We start from the raw sequence: 12,648 nt of genomic DNA, 5'->3' as shown, positions 1-12,648 counted from the left end.
GTCGACCTGTTTGTGGTCTTTGACGTGAATCATGGTAGTCCCTCGCAAAGCATTGGAATTGTTAAGGAATATACCATAGATCACGTCCCGGCGCAAGAAAAAAATTGCAAATAATCTAATGATTTAAGCTAGTTATCAGACCTTCTCTTTTTGCGGTGGCATCAATATTGATGCCATTTTGTCCCAGTCTTATGGCATTGTCCCAATAATGCAAATGCTGATGGTTGAAATAAAACAGGCAGCTATGCGCGCAGATGAAACCCAACAGGCTATTTAAGTATCTTAAATTAAAGCAGAAAATAAAATCGACGTTTTGACGTATACCTAAACGTATACCAAAACGGGCCGCCGTCCCCCTGTGCGCCATAAAAAAAGCCGGGATCAAGTCCCGGCATCGGTGGGGGTGGGCGGTTAGTCGGTAAACTCAACCTCCATGTCTCGCTCGGCATCGGTGGCGAGGTCGTTACACGCTCTATCAATGGCGACCTCCAGACGTTCGAGCGCCTCGGCTACATGGCCGGGGGTGCCGCCCGCCGCTGTGACGGATTCCTTCGTGGCGCGGGCGGCATGATACCGCAGATGATCGCGCAAGGCGCACAGACGGGCATGGAGGATCACGTCGGCATCGGAGCGCAGCAGCCACTTACGATCTTCCTTGCGGGCCTGGAGTTCGAGCAGCCGGTTTTTCAGCTGGAGGTTGCGGACGGTTTCGGCCTCTCGATCAGGGGAGCCTCCAGGGATCGTCCCGCCGTTGAGTTCACGCAGGTAGGCAAGCAGCCGGTCCAGTCGGACGCTCTTGTCTTTCTCGCAGAGGCCATGCTTCGCCGCGTCTTCGTAGAATTTCGAGCGACCGACAGGCCAGCCGCCGGGGTCAACGAGTTCGTCGAATGCCTGCTTTCGGGTTTCGAATATCTTCATGCGCTTGGGTCCTTTCGGGGGTTCCTGTGAACAAGGGAGCCAAGGCCCCGGTTTCTGACCCCACAAATTTTTTAATTTTCCGTGGAATATTGGAAAACCTATTTTGCTTTCTTTAGTAAAATGCCGGGGTTTATCCCCCCGGCTTGTGAGTGCTTCGGGCATGGACAGCCAGCAACAGGGCATCGGCTTTGCCGTGGTCTTTCCTCCGTGACAAATCGACGCCAGGGAACAGCCGCCTTGCCACTGCCAGGGATCGCGCTTTCGGGTCCGGTCCATCAGACGGAACAATCAGCCCTTTCTGCCAGCACTGGGGGGTGGGTAGGGTGTAGGGGATGGACAGCGCCGCCAGCAGCCCCTGCCAGGTGCCGAAATTCACGCCAAAAGAGAACACGCTGCTCACTCCCTGCCCCGGTCGAGACGCGACACGCTCCAGGGCGCACAGCCTGACGTCATGCCCTACCAGCCAGCCCCGCAGCAAGTCAGCCGCCGCAACGGGATCACCCGGCCAATCTTCAACGAGGGCCACGTCGTCAGCGAGCAGGGCCACAGCCCCCGATGCGCCGGGGTCGATTCCGATATAAGCCGCCGATCTCATCGAATGACCAGCCTTTCCCCCTGACTGAGTCGCCATCCGGCAACAAGTTCACCCCCTTTGAGCGCCGTGAGGATCGCCTTTTTATCGGGCCGGTGGCTCTCGGGGATCGTCACCACGAAATGGGCCGGGGTCTGGCTTTCATCGGTGGGGATCGCTGCCGGCGGGTTCTTCTGGAGGCGCAGCCGGAAACGGGAGGTCTCCAGACTATCCCGCCCCGCCGCCCGCAACGCCGTCTCCAGGAACCTTCGTTCAAGTTCACCAGCCTCTATCACCTGATGAACGAAGAACTGTTACGGGAATGCTTTCAGCGGCTGCGGAAAGACGCCGCTGCGGGCATTGACGACCTGACCAAGGAGCAGTATGCCGAAAACTTCGACGCCAATCTATCAAATCTGATAGAACGGCTTCACCGGATGGCATACCGCCCGCAACCTGTCCGACGGGTGTACATACCCAAACCGGGCAGCGACCAACCACGCCCCTTGGGGATACCATGCTTTGAAGACAAACTGGTGCAGGCGGGACTGGTGCGGATACTGGAATCAGTCATTGAGCAGGATTTCATAGAAGACTCCTATGGCTTCCGTCCTGGCAGGAGCTGTCACCAGGCGCTCAGAGCATTGGGTGAAACCGTTGAGACCAAACCGATCAATCACATAGTTGAAGCAGATATCAAAGGCTTCTTCAATCATGTGAATCAGGAATGGCTGATGAAATTCCTGGCACATCGGATTGGGGACCAGCGGGTTCAGCGCATGGTCAAGCGATTCCTCAAGGCCGGGGTTTCAGAAGACGGGATGGTAACGGTCAGCGACGAAGGGACTCCTCAAGGAGGGGTTATCTCCCCCCTGCTCGCCAACATCTATCTTCATTACACCCTTGACCTCTGGTTTGAGAAGGTGGTCCGGAAGAACTGCGCTGGCTATGCTCGGATGATCCGGTATTGTGATGACTTCGTTGTCTGCTTTCAGTACCAAGCAGATGCGGAGAAATTTCGCCGGGAACTGGGGAAGCGGCTGGAGAAATTCGGGCTGGAAGTAGAACCAACGAAGACCAGGGTGGTAGCGTTTGGGCGCTATGCTGTGCAAAACGCCAAGGTACGGGGGAAAAGACCAGATACCTTCGACTTCCTGGGATTTACCCACTACTGCGGCACAAGGAAAAATGGCACCGGGTTTCGGGTAAAACGGGTAACCGCACGCAAGAAGTTCACCGCCAAGTTGAAAGTCTTCAAGGAGTGGCTGAAGAAAGCCAGGACCAAGAAGACGGCAGAAATATGGGAGACAACCACCGCTAAGCTGCGAGGGCACTATGCCTACTATGGAGTTACTGACAACTCACCTGGAATCAGTAGATTTGCCAGGGAGGTGAGGCGACTCCTGTTTAAGTGGCTTAATCGGCGCGGCAAAAGGGGTTGTATCACCTGGCAAAAGTTCTGCGAAATGCTGAAGCGGTTCCCCTTGCCTGCGCCCCGAATCAAGGTCAGCATGTACCAGATCTCTGCGAATTGACCATGTGAAGAGCCGTGTGCGTAAATAGCGCCAGCACGGTTCTGTGAGGGGCTGAAGCCAACTGCTGTATGGTTGAAATAATGTGGCACCGCCGGGAAACCAGGCGGCAACGGAGAAAACAAACATCAACCTGTAGCAACGGGAGAAATCAGTCTACTCGACAATGTCAGCAGCCCATGGCCGCAGGGAGTCGGGCAACAGGGAAAAGTCGAACGGTTCGACCGGGTGCAATCCATCCGGCAACGGGATGGGGTCGCTTTGGCTCTCTGGTTTCGCCTGTGCCGGGTTTTCTGCCGGGGGTCTAGGGGTAGGTATGGCCCTTTTGACCGGCGGAAACATGGCTGCCGCTTCTGCGATAATTTCTGGGTCTGCCGAAAGTCGGTAGGTCATTGTCCGCCCCCTACCCGCCGGGAAAGTGCCGACAGTTCCCGCCAGACCATGCGCAGATTCAGACGCACAAGCGCTTGAGGTGGGATGTCGTCCCGGTCGTCGCCATCGCCGCCGCTGAGGATCATCAACGGGATCATGGCAAACTCGATCTTCAGCAGGTCGTCCCAGGTGATTTCACTTGATTTTTCGGGTGGTTGCGGTGATAATGGGTACACCATTTCTGATCCCCCTCCCCCCGCCCCGGCCGGGGTTTCGTTTTTGTTCATGGCTCAGCCCTCCGTTCCTGTCTCGATCAGACGCAAGATTTCCGATTCGCGCCAACAGGTAGTCCGGGGCCTAAGTTTTACTGGCTGGGGGTATCGTCCCGCCTTGACTCCCGCCCACAGCGATGCTCTACCGATGGGCAAGATGTTTAAAACTTCGCGCTCTCTTAGAAGTCGGTCCGGTCTGGGGTGGGGTGCTTGGTTATTCATGTGGCCTCCATCGTCAAGGGTTTTCGTCGCGACGTGGTGACACACTACGGGACGAGGTTTGTCCCGGTCAATCTGGAATTGTCTTTCAGAAACAGGTATTTAGGTAATTTTCAGAGGGCAAAAATTACCAATTTTTCCGGCGGGATTTCGGGGATTTACAGGGTGGGAAAATGAGGTAGGGTTTTGCCGACCAGTCGGGCATGGGCCTTGATAATCTTTTCTCGGTCTGGTCTGCGAAAGGTGCCATCTTCCAGTAGTCGAAAAATGGTAGGTTCGTATTCATCCATGAGGATGGTCAAGTTCTGCATCGGGTCGGTTAGGTGCTCCGGTATGCGTTCCTTGAGCGTATAGAGTTTCCATTCTTGGGCTATCGTGCCGGGCTTTAAGGGTTGCTTGACGTCGGAAACATCCTGACGATTAAACCCGGCGACAGTGTGCGCCGTGACGGGGAGCGCCGAAACGATCACAGCGGCGATTCTGGCAGGTAGCCCCATCGTGTAACACAGAAAATTCATGTGGTGCATCGCGTCAACGATCCTTGACACTCTCAGCCGCCTTTCCCGCGCCTGGGTCGGTGCATCAAAGGCTTCATCAATGGACGCTTGCCCGTCCATCAAGAATTTGGCAGAACGTCGGGCCAAGGCACCATGCGCCCATATCGGCAGACTAAAGCCGCGCTGCCAGCTAACATCTATCGCTTCCAGCGCCGCCAGGGGATCGCCCTCTTCATGGCGAGTCTTGAGCCAGACCAGCACGGAAACGGTACTTAGCAGCCCTTCGATTGACGATGTTACTTTGGTTTCGGCGACAGGGTGGGCCTGTGCCTCCAGGCAAAGTTCTTCAAGGCGGGAAAGGTCGGCATCCATCGTCAGCACTCCCTCTGTGCGTCCCCCTAGAAAGTTCCCGCCAGGCCGGGGAGGGAGTCCCGGCTTTTCGCCCCGTCGGGCTAGGCGGGTGTTCGGTGAAGGGGTGCCAGGGGCAGGGGGCATCAACCCCTTTTCGGTGGCCTGATCCTATCCCCTGGCTGGAGGTGGGCGTCGTCCGTCTGCGGTGCCTGCATAAGCGTGAACCGCCTTCCAAAGCCCATCATGCAGACGGTGGCCTCGCGCCCAAAAGGGTCAATCGTCGGAGAACGTCACAGCGCCTACCTTGTTCCCGTTCAGGTCCCGCAAGGTGATAGGCTCCGCCCGCTCCGGGTCAATAGCCAGCACGCGCCGCGCCGCTTCCCCCAGGATGCGAGAAAGCTCCTCCATCGGCCCGCCGTCCTCGAAGGCCGCGTTATCCATGCTGATGATGATTTGTGCTTTCATGGTTCCCTCCCTTTTCGTTATGGGCCTCTTCGCCCGGTGGTCAATCCTCGATAAACTCCAGCCGCCCCAATTCCCTCCCGGCATCATCGAAGAGGGTTACAGGGGGGTTCCGCTGCATAACCTCAACAGCCGACAGGGGCCGCAGGTCGAGACCCAGCACTTGCCGCGCCGCGTCCCGTAGAACGTCAGCAAGGACCTCCTGGGGGTAAAACTGGAAACACGGTCGGCTTAGATCGACGGAGAACAGCGCCCTCATGCCTTCCCCCCTTTGCGTCGAAGGGGGATCACTTGCGCCCCCGCTTTCAGGCCGTCCAGATAGTCAGCCCAGGTTTGCATCATCTTTTTTCGCTCGGCAAGGTGGGAGGTCCGGTTGTAGGTGCGCCCGTTCGGATCGCGGACGGCGTGGGCTAACTGGTGTTCGATGAAGTCGGGGCGTACCTGCAAAACCTCGTCAAGGATCGTCCTTGCCATCGCCCGGAAACCGTGGGGCGTCATCATTCCCTTTTCGTAGCCCATGCGCCTGAGTGCTGCCTGTAACGCCATATCCGACATGGGTTTGGTCACTGATCGCGCACAAGGGAAAACATAGCGCCCGGTCCCGGTCATGGGGTGTATCTCCTTGAGGATCGCCACAGCCTGACGACTCAGCGGGACAATGTGCGGCATCTTCATTTTCATCTTTTCTGCCGGGATCGACCACAAGTCTTTTTCAAGGTCGATTTCCTCCCACTCGGCTTTTCGGAGTTCCCCAGGCCGGACGAAGACCAGCGGTGCCAATCGCAGAGCGCAGCGCACCACGAAAGACCCCTCGAAAGCATCAATGGCTCGGAGAAGTTCAGCCACTTTGGGGGGGTCGGTAATGGCTGGAAGGTGTTTTTTTTGCGCCGTGGTCAGCGCTCCCCGCAGGTCAGCCGCAACGTCACGGCTTGCCCGCCCGGTGGCAATGGCATACCGAAAAATTTGTCCGCAGATAGAACGGACCCTGTGAGCGCTTTTGACGATCCCCCGCTCCTCCATCCGCCGTAAGACCTTGAGCAGTTCCGGGGCGTCAACCTCGGCAACGGGGGTCTTCCCGATCCAGGGGAAGACATTTTTTTCAAGCAGCTTGGTCACAACCTCGGTATTTGCTTCAGACCAGCCGGGGCTTACCTTGCCGATCCATTCACGCGACACCACTTCAAAGTTGTTGGCTCTGAGTTCCGCCTTGGCCGCTGTGACCGCTTTGCGGTGCTGGCCTGGGTCAATGCCGCTTTCAATCATCCGCAGCGCCTCAGATCGCTTGTCCCTGGCGTCGGCAAGAGAGGTGGCCGGGTAAGTGCCAAAGCCCAGCATGTTCCGCTTCCCCTCGAAGGTGTACCGGAAACGCCACAGCTTAGCGCCTGACGTTTTGACCAGCAGGGACAACCCGCCGCCGTCAGCCAGCGTCAAATCTTTCCCCGCAGCCTTGGCGGTCCTGATTCTGGTATCGGTCAGCGGAGCGGCTATCTTTGGCATACTCCCTCCTTTTTGGTATACGCACCTTGTCGTGGTGTCTGGTATACCTCCCGGTATACCAATGGGAGGTGGTTTTAGGTATACCAAGCCGGACGGGACTAGACAAGAAGAAACAGAAAAACCCGCCTAAGTAGCGGGTTTCCTGTACGTCTATGGACTGTGTTAGATTGTTAATGGCGGGAGCAGATGAGAATCGAACTCACCAGGGACGGGATACGCCCCCCTCCGGTTTTGAAGACCGGGAGCGTCACCAGACTACTTCCTGCTCCCATTTAAAGGAAGTCGCGTGAAAATAGCATATTCATCCGTGAAAGACAACCTTGCATTAGGCGCATTCGACGCAGTTGCGGCCGTTGTTTTTGGCCCGGTAGAGGGCCTGGTCGGCGCGGCCGATGAGGGTTTCGCGCGGTTCGCCTTTTTGCAGTTCGGCGACGCCGAAACTGGCGGTGACCTGGGGCATGGGGGTGAAGGGACAGTCGGCGATGGCAACGCGCAATTTTTCGGCGCACTCTCGTCCGGCTGCAAGGGGAGAGTTGGGGAGCATGACGAGGAATTCTTCGCCTCCCCAGCGGGCGACGGCGTCGCAGGAGCGTAGGCTGGAAAGCAGGCGTTGGGCCAGTTCGCGGAGAACGTCGTCGCCGACCTGATGGCCGCGGGTGTCGTTGATTTGTTTGAAATGGTCGATATCGAGGAGGATGACGGAGAGAGGAGTAGCGTAGCGTTGCGCGCGGACGATTTCGGTGTCGAGCAGACAACCAAGCTTGAGGCGGTTAAAGAGGCCGGTAAGGACGTCGGTGGCCGCCTGTTTTTCGAGGGCCTGGTTGACTTCGTGCAGTTGCTCCTCCAGGCGCCGTTTTTCCCGCAGGGCGAGGATCATGCTGTTGAAGGCAGCGGAGAAGTCGCCGAGAAAGTGAACCTGCTGGTTGAGATCTCCGGTCGCAACCTGCTCGGTCTGCCAGATGAGGTGTTTGAGGTCGGCCTGTAGCGCCTTCAGGGGCATGGCCAGGATATTGTTGCGGGCAGCGCTTGCGGAAAGGTCACCGTCGGCCAGGCGAGTGGCATAGCCCTGGCTCTCATCGAGCATAGCGAGGAATTGACTGAGGCGTTCGACGATGCCGGCCAGTTCGGGGTCTTCGGGCTTCGCGTCGACGAAACTTGCGCACAGCCCTTGTCGGGGAAAGCCCCTTCGCAGGGCGCCGGCGAGAGTTTCGTCGAGGCGGCGCAGGATCGCCAGGGCCGATTTTTCCATCAGAGAGCTTTTACCTCAAAGCGGCAGGTGCGGTCACCGGTGGCCCAGCAATCGATTTCCCGGGCTGCGAAGGGACGACCGACGTATTCCTCGAAGATCCCGGCGATGAAGCCTTCATCATAATCGCAGACGGTCTCGCCGAGGATCGGGAGGCCGGAGCAGTCGAGGTCCTCGGAGACGGTAAGGCTAAAGGTCAGGTGTTCGCGGTCGGCCTCTTCGATCCGCAAAATGCCGATCTTCAGTTCGATCAGCTTCTGTTTGAGGACGGCGATGAAGGCGTCGAGATCAAGGTGGGTATCGAGCAGATTTAGGCAGAACTGGCGTCCGGCGAGATGCCCGGCCTTGATGAAGAGTTCCTTGGTCTTCTCCAGGCCAAACTCCTTGGAGAGGGTGTCTTTGAAGGTGAAGACCATGAGCCGGTAGACGGCCAAGGAGACGCTGTCTCCGAGATTGGGCCGTCCGATTTTCAGGTCGCCCAGATCGTCCCAGTGGAAATCGTAGATTTGTGTGTCGTTGCCCATTTTCATCGTGCCGGTGTCTCCAGAGTCGGCGTGCTGACGCGCTTCAGCAGTTCGGCGCGGCATTCACTCAGTTTGCTTTTGATGCGCGCACGGTTTTCAGCGCCGACGCGCAGCAGGATCTTCTGTCCCGAACTGCGTCTTTCCAGCTCGGCGTCGGCATACTGGTAGAGGATTTTGGGGCGCTGGAGACGGATCGGTTCCGCCGGTTCCGGCGTCGCCAGCAGGTGGTCGATGACGGCAATCAGGCGATCATTGAAATAGGAATCGGGCTTGCCAAGATTTTCATAGGCTTTTTGAAATTCGGGATAGAGACGGGCGTAGAGATTGACCAGTTCACGGCTGTCGAAGGACTCGGCCAACTCGACGAAGGAAGTATAGCGTAGGGCGTTTGCGGGATGAATGCTTTCTTCTTCAAGGGTTCCCTGGACCTGAAAGGAACCGGGAGCGCCCTTGACCGGCAGTTGTTTGCGTGGCAAATCCCTGTTGGTGAGGTTGTCAATGGTGACGACGAAACGCGGGATAAAGTTTTCAAGAATCAGGAGTTTGGATTTTTCTCCCGGTCCTCCCAGCAAGGTCAGCAGGCGCGTTCTGAGAGTGTCGGCATCCTCCGTTGCCGCGGTCGCGGCGGGCTCGATTTCGCCCTCCCGGGTTTCAGGCGCTTGTTCCGGCGCGGTTTCCGGAGTCGGGATCAGAGGGTAGTGGGGGGCAGTGGAGACGGGGTCTGCGACCGGCGCCGTGATCGGGGCGACAACCGCAGTTTCCTGCTGGAGTTTATGTGGAGCGAAGAAAAGGAAGATCGCCCCGAGCAGGGCGGCGAGCAGGGCGGCGGGAACAAGGACAGACTTTTTCATGGGGATCCCCCGTGCTAATGACCGGAATTCTTAACGGTCATACTAGCACAGGCGGGGGGGATGAGAGCAAGCCAAGAGGCGATTTTTCCTACTTGTGGACGAGGTCGAGTGTTCCGCGGAACTTAGGTCGGCTGTTGCGCAGCAGACGCCCGAGAAAGAGCGGGCAGCTGTCGTAGTCTTCCGTTTCGCAGTAGCAATGCTGCAACGAGGCCCGAGGGCTGGTGGCGCAGCTTGGTTTGCCGTCTTCAGGAGAGAGGCTGAAGAAAGGGCACTTCTCTTCGATCATGATCAGGTTCTCGGCGGTCGTTTGATTCATGGTGGATTCTCCTTTGGTTGCGATGCATTTGAGACGGTACTTTAGGACGGAATTGTTTGCGGCAAGTTAGAAGGATGCGAGATTTTCGTCGTCACCCCCAGGGAGGTGTCTCTTCCCCCCATCAATTTCTAACACTTCTCTCACCGGGAATTAAAGGAGAGCGCCTAGCCTTCGGCCAAACTCGAATCAAGGAGATGAATCATGGAAGTCTGGAAAATGACGGAGCCGGTGGGAACGGTAGCGAAAGGCTGGTTGCGGGCATGGTTGCCGGGGCGAATGACACGGCCTGCGGCGGCGCGGGACGAGCGGGTCTGGGCGCGGCGCCTCGCGGCCATGCATGCTGAATGCGAGAGCTTGCGGGGACGGATGGATCGAGGGCGTTACTCGGCGTAGATCATTTTGCGGGTCATGCCGCCGTCGACGACGAAGTTCTGGCCGGTGATGAAGCCCGCTTCGGGGCCGAGGAGAAAGGCGGCGAGGGCGGCGATGTCCTTGGGCAGGCCGACCCGGCCAACGGGATGCTGGGCGCGGTCGGCGTCGCTGTGGCTGACCGGGCGACGGGCCGAGGGTTTTTGCATGTCGCCGGTTTCGATCCATCCCGGCGAGATGCAGTTGACCCGCACTTCGGGGCCGAGGCTAAGGGCCATCGCGTGGGTCAGGGCGACCACTCCCCCCTTGCTCGCGGCGTAGGCTTCGCACTCCGCTTCCGATTGCAGGGCGCGGGTCGAGGCGATGTTGACCACGGCCCCGTTGCCGGCGGCGCGCAGCAGGGGGAGAGCCTCGCGGGTGACGAGGAAGGGGCCGGTCAGGTTGACCGCCAGCATCCGGTTCCAGTCGTCGAGGGACAACGCTTCGAGGGGGCCGGAATGGGCATGGGCGAGGGCGGCGTTGTTGACCAGCCCGGAAAGGCCGCCGAAGCGGCGGTGGATCTCTTCGCAGCAACGGCGCACCGAGTTTTCGTCGGCGACGTCGGCGACCACCGTCAGCAGGCTCGGCGATGCCGGTTCCCTTTCGAGAAAGGCGCAGGCCTCGCCGTCGATATCGGCGGCGACCACGTTGGCACCCCGGGACAGCAGATAGCGCACGATCCCCTGGCCGATGCCCTGGGCGCCGCCGGTAACGAGAATGGTCCTGCCGCTGAAATCCGCCATCATTTATCCTCCCGAATCGGCTAAAAGCGGGAATTTACGGGATAAGCTTGACATCGTCGAGCATTCGCTGCTACTGTGCACCATATCAAACGCAGTTCCCGGATGACAACGAAAAGCTCGTAAGCCCTGGAATCCCTCCGGGGTTTTTGTTTTTTTGGAACGCATGGAAGACACAAGGACATACATGGATTTCAGCACATTCGCCTTTCACCCCCAGGTCGCCGCAGGCATCGCCGCCGCCGGTTACCGGACCCCCACCCCCATTCAGGCCCAGGCCATTCCGGCGGTCATGGCCGGACGCGACGTCATGGGCCTGGCCCAGACCGGCACCGGCAAAACCGCCGCCTTCGCCCTGCCCATTCTCCACCGGCTGCTCTCCGGGCCGCGCGGCGGGGTGCGGGCGCTGGTCATCGCCCCGACCCGCGAACTGGCCGAGCAGATTCACGACAACATCACGACCCTTGGCGCCCGCACCGGTCTGCGCGGCATGACCATCTACGGCGGCGTCGGCATCAATCCGCAGATCGCCAAGCTGAAAAAGGGGGTCGAAATCGTCGTCGCCTGCCCCGGCCGCCTGCAGGATCACCTCGATCAAGGGACCATCGATCTTTCCGCCTTGGAAGTGCTGGTCCTCGACGAAGCGGATCAGATGTTCGACATGGGCTTCTTCCCGGCGATCCGCAAGATTCTCAAGCGCCTGCCCGCGCAGCGGCAGACCCTGCTCTTTTCGGCGACCATGCCCGACGCGATTCGCGGCCTGGCGCAGGATGTGCTGACCGATCCAGTGACGGTCCAGGTCGGCACCACCGCTCCGGCGGTGACCGTCAGCCATGCCCTCTATCCGGTGGCGCAGCATCTCAAGACGCCCCTTCTGCTCGAACTGCTGCGGCATACCGATACCGGATCGGTGCTGGTATTCACTCGTACCAAGCATCGCGCCAAGCGCCTCGGCGAGCAGTTGGGCAAGGCCGGCCACCGGGCCGCCTCTCTCCAGGGGAATCTCTCCCAGAACCGGCGCCAGGAGGCTCTCGACGGTTTCCGTGACGGCACTTTTCAGGTGCTGGTGGCGACCGACATCGCCGCCCGGGGAATCGACGTGAGCCAGGTTTCCCACGTCATTAACTACGATATCCCCGACACCACCGAAGCTTACGTCCATCGCATCGGCCGCACCGGTCGCGCCGCCCGTACCGGCGATGCCTTCACCCTGGTGACGACGGAAGATGCCGTCATGGTGCGCGCCATCGAGCGGGTGCTCGGCAAGCCCCTGGAGCAGCGCAAGCTCGACGGTTTTGATTACAGCGTTCCAGCTCCGGTCAAGGATCGTGAGTTCGCCCGACCCCCGCGCCAGCCTTCCCGGCCCAAGGCCAAGAGTAAGGCTTCGGCCACGACGGCTTCGGCCCCCCGCCCGGCGGGCAAGACCGCGTCCAACCGGCGCAATGCCGGCCGCCGTCTAGTCGGCGCTGTGCGCGGTTAATAGCGAGAAACAAAAAAAAGCCGCGTATTCGGACGCGGCTTTTTTATTGGCATGATGTTACGGTTGCTGATCGTTGCTTTGTTCCTGGCTAACGGTGGTGGGCGATCCCCTGTGCCTGGTCGGCGGCATCCTGCGCTTTAGGATGGGATCCTTCGAACTGCTGATGGCGACGGGAAAACTCGGGCGTTATGCCGTGGTTGTCTGGGCAGTGGGAAATCCCTGCATCCCTCTATTTACCACTTGCTCCCTTCACGGGTGATGGGATGGGAATATTTTTTCGTGGCATCCCCCTGGGAGCGGCTCAACCAGTAGGCACCGGCAGCGATGGCGGCGACCAGGGCGAGCAGAGCCAGCAGTTTGAGCAGGTCGGTTCCTTTCATGCGAACTTCCTT

At 59.0% G+C, this 12,648-nt stretch carries 18 protein-coding genes and 1 tRNA gene; 3 read left to right on the top strand and 16 right to left on the bottom strand.

Annotation, left to right across the window (positions count from 1 at the left end; translation table 11 throughout):
* Window positions 1-411: 411 nt before the first annotated feature.
* The 3 genes from RBR25_RS04450 to RBR25_RS04440 form a co-directional block, all read right to left on the bottom strand.
* Entirely contained in the window at window positions 412-918 is a 507-nt protein-coding gene (locus tag RBR25_RS04450) for a hypothetical protein (RefSeq protein ID WP_432818327.1), read from the bottom strand.
* Window positions 919-1,048: 130 nt separating this feature from the next.
* Window positions 1,049-1,309: a hypothetical protein gene (locus RBR25_RS04445; RefSeq protein WP_432818326.1), complete on the bottom strand. Its 261-nt coding sequence runs from the start codon at window positions 1,307-1,309 to the stop codon at window positions 1,049-1,051.
* 200 nt (window positions 1,310-1,509) lie between these two features.
* Window positions 1,510-1,785 (bottom strand): siphovirus Gp157 family protein, encoded by a 276-nt coding sequence (locus RBR25_RS04440; protein ID WP_432818325.1) that lies wholly within the window; start codon window positions 1,783-1,785, stop codon window positions 1,510-1,512.
* A gap of 3 nt (window positions 1,786-1,788) precedes the next feature.
* On the opposite strand from RBR25_RS04440, the gene ltrA reads away from it, so the two are divergent.
* Window positions 1,789-3,024: a group II intron reverse transcriptase/maturase gene (gene ltrA / locus RBR25_RS04435; RefSeq protein ID WP_432818324.1), complete on the top strand. Its 1,236-nt coding sequence runs from the start codon at window positions 1,789-1,791 to the stop codon at window positions 3,022-3,024.
* A gap of 386 nt (window positions 3,025-3,410) precedes the next feature.
* Here ltrA and RBR25_RS04430 read toward each other — a convergent pair whose 3' ends face one another.
* The 11 genes from RBR25_RS04430 to RBR25_RS04380 form a co-directional block, all read right to left on the bottom strand.
* On the bottom strand, window positions 3,411-3,680 hold the full coding sequence (locus tag RBR25_RS04430) for a hypothetical protein (protein ID WP_432818323.1): 270 nt from the start codon (window positions 3,678-3,680) through the stop codon (window positions 3,411-3,413).
* 3 nt (window positions 3,681-3,683) lie between these two features.
* Entirely contained in the window at window positions 3,684-3,887 is a 204-nt protein-coding gene (locus RBR25_RS04425; protein WP_432818322.1) for a helix-turn-helix transcriptional regulator, read from the bottom strand.
* A gap of 155 nt (window positions 3,888-4,042) precedes the next feature.
* The gene (locus RBR25_RS04420) at window positions 4,043-4,753 is read right to left on the bottom strand and encodes a hypothetical protein (RefSeq protein ID WP_432818321.1); all 711 of its coding nucleotides are present in this window, start codon (window positions 4,751-4,753) and stop codon (window positions 4,043-4,045) included.
* A gap of 252 nt (window positions 4,754-5,005) precedes the next feature.
* A complete protein-coding gene (locus RBR25_RS04415; protein WP_432818320.1) occupies window positions 5,006-5,197 on the bottom strand; it encodes a hypothetical protein in 192 nt (63 codons plus the stop codon).
* A gap of 40 nt (window positions 5,198-5,237) precedes the next feature.
* A complete protein-coding gene (locus tag RBR25_RS04410) occupies window positions 5,238-5,453 on the bottom strand; it encodes a hypothetical protein (protein WP_432818319.1) in 216 nt (71 codons plus the stop codon).
* The gene (locus RBR25_RS04405) at window positions 5,450-6,691 is read right to left on the bottom strand and encodes a tyrosine-type recombinase/integrase (protein WP_432818318.1); all 1,242 of its coding nucleotides are present in this window, start codon (window positions 6,689-6,691) and stop codon (window positions 5,450-5,452) included. The genes RBR25_RS04410 and RBR25_RS04405 overlap by 4 nt, the downstream gene beginning before the upstream one ends.
* A 174-nt stretch (window positions 6,692-6,865) precedes the next feature.
* Window positions 6,866-6,961: transfer RNA gene (locus tag RBR25_RS04400), tRNA-Sec, on the bottom strand.
* Window positions 6,962-7,016: 55 nt separating this feature from the next.
* Window positions 7,017-7,940, bottom strand: coding sequence for a GGDEF domain-containing protein (locus RBR25_RS04395; RefSeq protein WP_432818317.1), 924 nt, complete (start codon window positions 7,938-7,940; stop codon window positions 7,017-7,019).
* Window positions 7,940-8,467: a V4R domain-containing protein gene (locus RBR25_RS04390; protein ID WP_432818316.1), complete on the bottom strand. Its 528-nt coding sequence runs from the start codon at window positions 8,465-8,467 to the stop codon at window positions 7,940-7,942. Before RBR25_RS04390 ends, RBR25_RS04395 begins: the two co-directional genes overlap by 1 nt.
* Window positions 8,464-9,312 carry a DUF3014 domain-containing protein gene (locus tag RBR25_RS04385; RefSeq protein ID WP_432818315.1) on the bottom strand — a complete coding sequence of 283 codons (849 nt, stop codon included), beginning with the start codon at window positions 9,310-9,312 and terminating at the stop codon, window positions 8,464-8,466. Before RBR25_RS04385 ends, RBR25_RS04390 begins: the two co-directional genes overlap by 4 nt.
* Before the next feature lie 88 nt (window positions 9,313-9,400).
* Window positions 9,401-9,628: a hypothetical protein gene (locus RBR25_RS04380; protein ID WP_432818314.1), complete on the bottom strand. Its 228-nt coding sequence runs from the start codon at window positions 9,626-9,628 to the stop codon at window positions 9,401-9,403.
* A gap of 201 nt (window positions 9,629-9,829) precedes the next feature.
* Here RBR25_RS04380 and RBR25_RS04375 point away from each other — a divergent pair, with 201 nt between their 5' ends.
* Complete coding sequence (locus RBR25_RS04375) at window positions 9,830-10,021, top strand: hypothetical protein (RefSeq protein ID WP_432818313.1); 192 nt, start codon at window positions 9,830-9,832, stop codon at window positions 10,019-10,021.
* Here RBR25_RS04375 and RBR25_RS04370 read toward each other — a convergent pair.
* Entirely contained in the window at window positions 10,009-10,782 is a 774-nt protein-coding gene (locus RBR25_RS04370; protein WP_432818312.1) for a glucose 1-dehydrogenase, read from the bottom strand. The two genes, RBR25_RS04375 and RBR25_RS04370, sit on opposite strands and share 13 nt — an antisense overlap.
* Before the next feature lie 181 nt (window positions 10,783-10,963).
* Here RBR25_RS04370 and RBR25_RS04365 point away from each other — a divergent pair, with 181 nt between their 5' ends.
* Window positions 10,964-12,256 carry a DEAD/DEAH box helicase gene (locus RBR25_RS04365; RefSeq protein ID WP_432818311.1) on the top strand — a complete coding sequence of 431 codons (1,293 nt, stop codon included), beginning with the start codon at window positions 10,964-10,966 and terminating at the stop codon, window positions 12,254-12,256.
* 233 nt (window positions 12,257-12,489) lie between these two features.
* Here RBR25_RS04365 and RBR25_RS04360 read toward each other — a convergent pair whose 3' ends face one another.
* The gene (locus RBR25_RS04360; protein WP_432818310.1) at window positions 12,490-12,636 is read right to left on the bottom strand and encodes a hypothetical protein; all 147 of its coding nucleotides are present in this window, start codon (window positions 12,634-12,636) and stop codon (window positions 12,490-12,492) included.
* Window positions 12,637-12,648 lie beyond the last annotated feature (12 nt).

It is taken from the genome of Trichloromonas sp., from assembly GCF_034006665.1.
Classification (GTDB): domain Bacteria; phylum Desulfobacterota; class Desulfuromonadia; order Desulfuromonadales; family Trichloromonadaceae; genus Trichloromonas.
Note: the sequence above shows the minus strand (reverse complement) of the source record. Positions and strands in the feature narration are given on the sequence as shown.

Coding starts and splice junctions, on each gene's coding strand:
- RBR25_RS04390 (WP_432818316.1), bottom strand. CDS start 8,467: ATGAAAATGGGCAACGACACACAAATCTACGATTTCCACTGGGACGAT.
- RBR25_RS04420 (WP_432818321.1), bottom strand. CDS start 4,753: ATGGATGCCGACCTTTCCCGCCTTGAAGAACTTTGCCTGGAGGCACAG.
- ltrA (WP_432818324.1), top strand. CDS start 1,789: ATGAACGAAGAACTGTTACGGGAATGCTTTCAGCGGCTGCGGAAAGAC.
- RBR25_RS04450 (WP_432818327.1), bottom strand. CDS start 918: ATGAAGATATTCGAAACCCGAAAGCAGGCATTCGACGAACTCGTTGAC.
- RBR25_RS04405 (WP_432818318.1), bottom strand. CDS start 6,691: ATGCCAAAGATAGCCGCTCCGCTGACCGATACCAGAATCAGGACCGCC.
- RBR25_RS04360 (WP_432818310.1), bottom strand. CDS start 12,636: ATGAAAGGAACCGACCTGCTCAAACTGCTGGCTCTGCTCGCCCTGGTC.
- RBR25_RS04385 (WP_432818315.1), bottom strand. CDS start 9,312: ATGAAAAAGTCTGTCCTTGTTCCCGCCGCCCTGCTCGCCGCCCTGCTC.
- RBR25_RS04430 (WP_432818323.1), bottom strand. CDS start 3,680: ATGAACAAAAACGAAACCCCGGCCGGGGCGGGGGGAGGGGGATCAGAA.
- RBR25_RS04425 (WP_432818322.1), bottom strand. CDS start 3,887: ATGAATAACCAAGCACCCCACCCCAGACCGGACCGACTTCTAAGAGAG.
- RBR25_RS04370 (WP_432818312.1), bottom strand. CDS start 10,782: ATGATGGCGGATTTCAGCGGCAGGACCATTCTCGTTACCGGCGGCGCC.
- RBR25_RS04365 (WP_432818311.1), top strand. CDS start 10,964: ATGGATTTCAGCACATTCGCCTTTCACCCCCAGGTCGCCGCAGGCATC.
- RBR25_RS04415 (WP_432818320.1), bottom strand. CDS start 5,197: ATGAAAGCACAAATCATCATCAGCATGGATAACGCGGCCTTCGAGGAC.
- RBR25_RS04375 (WP_432818313.1), top strand. CDS start 9,830: ATGGAAGTCTGGAAAATGACGGAGCCGGTGGGAACGGTAGCGAAAGGC.
- RBR25_RS04395 (WP_432818317.1), bottom strand. CDS start 7,940: ATGGAAAAATCGGCCCTGGCGATCCTGCGCCGCCTCGACGAAACTCTC.
- RBR25_RS04380 (WP_432818314.1), bottom strand. CDS start 9,628: ATGAATCAAACGACCGCCGAGAACCTGATCATGATCGAAGAGAAGTGC.
- RBR25_RS04410 (WP_432818319.1), bottom strand. CDS start 5,453: ATGAGGGCGCTGTTCTCCGTCGATCTAAGCCGACCGTGTTTCCAGTTT.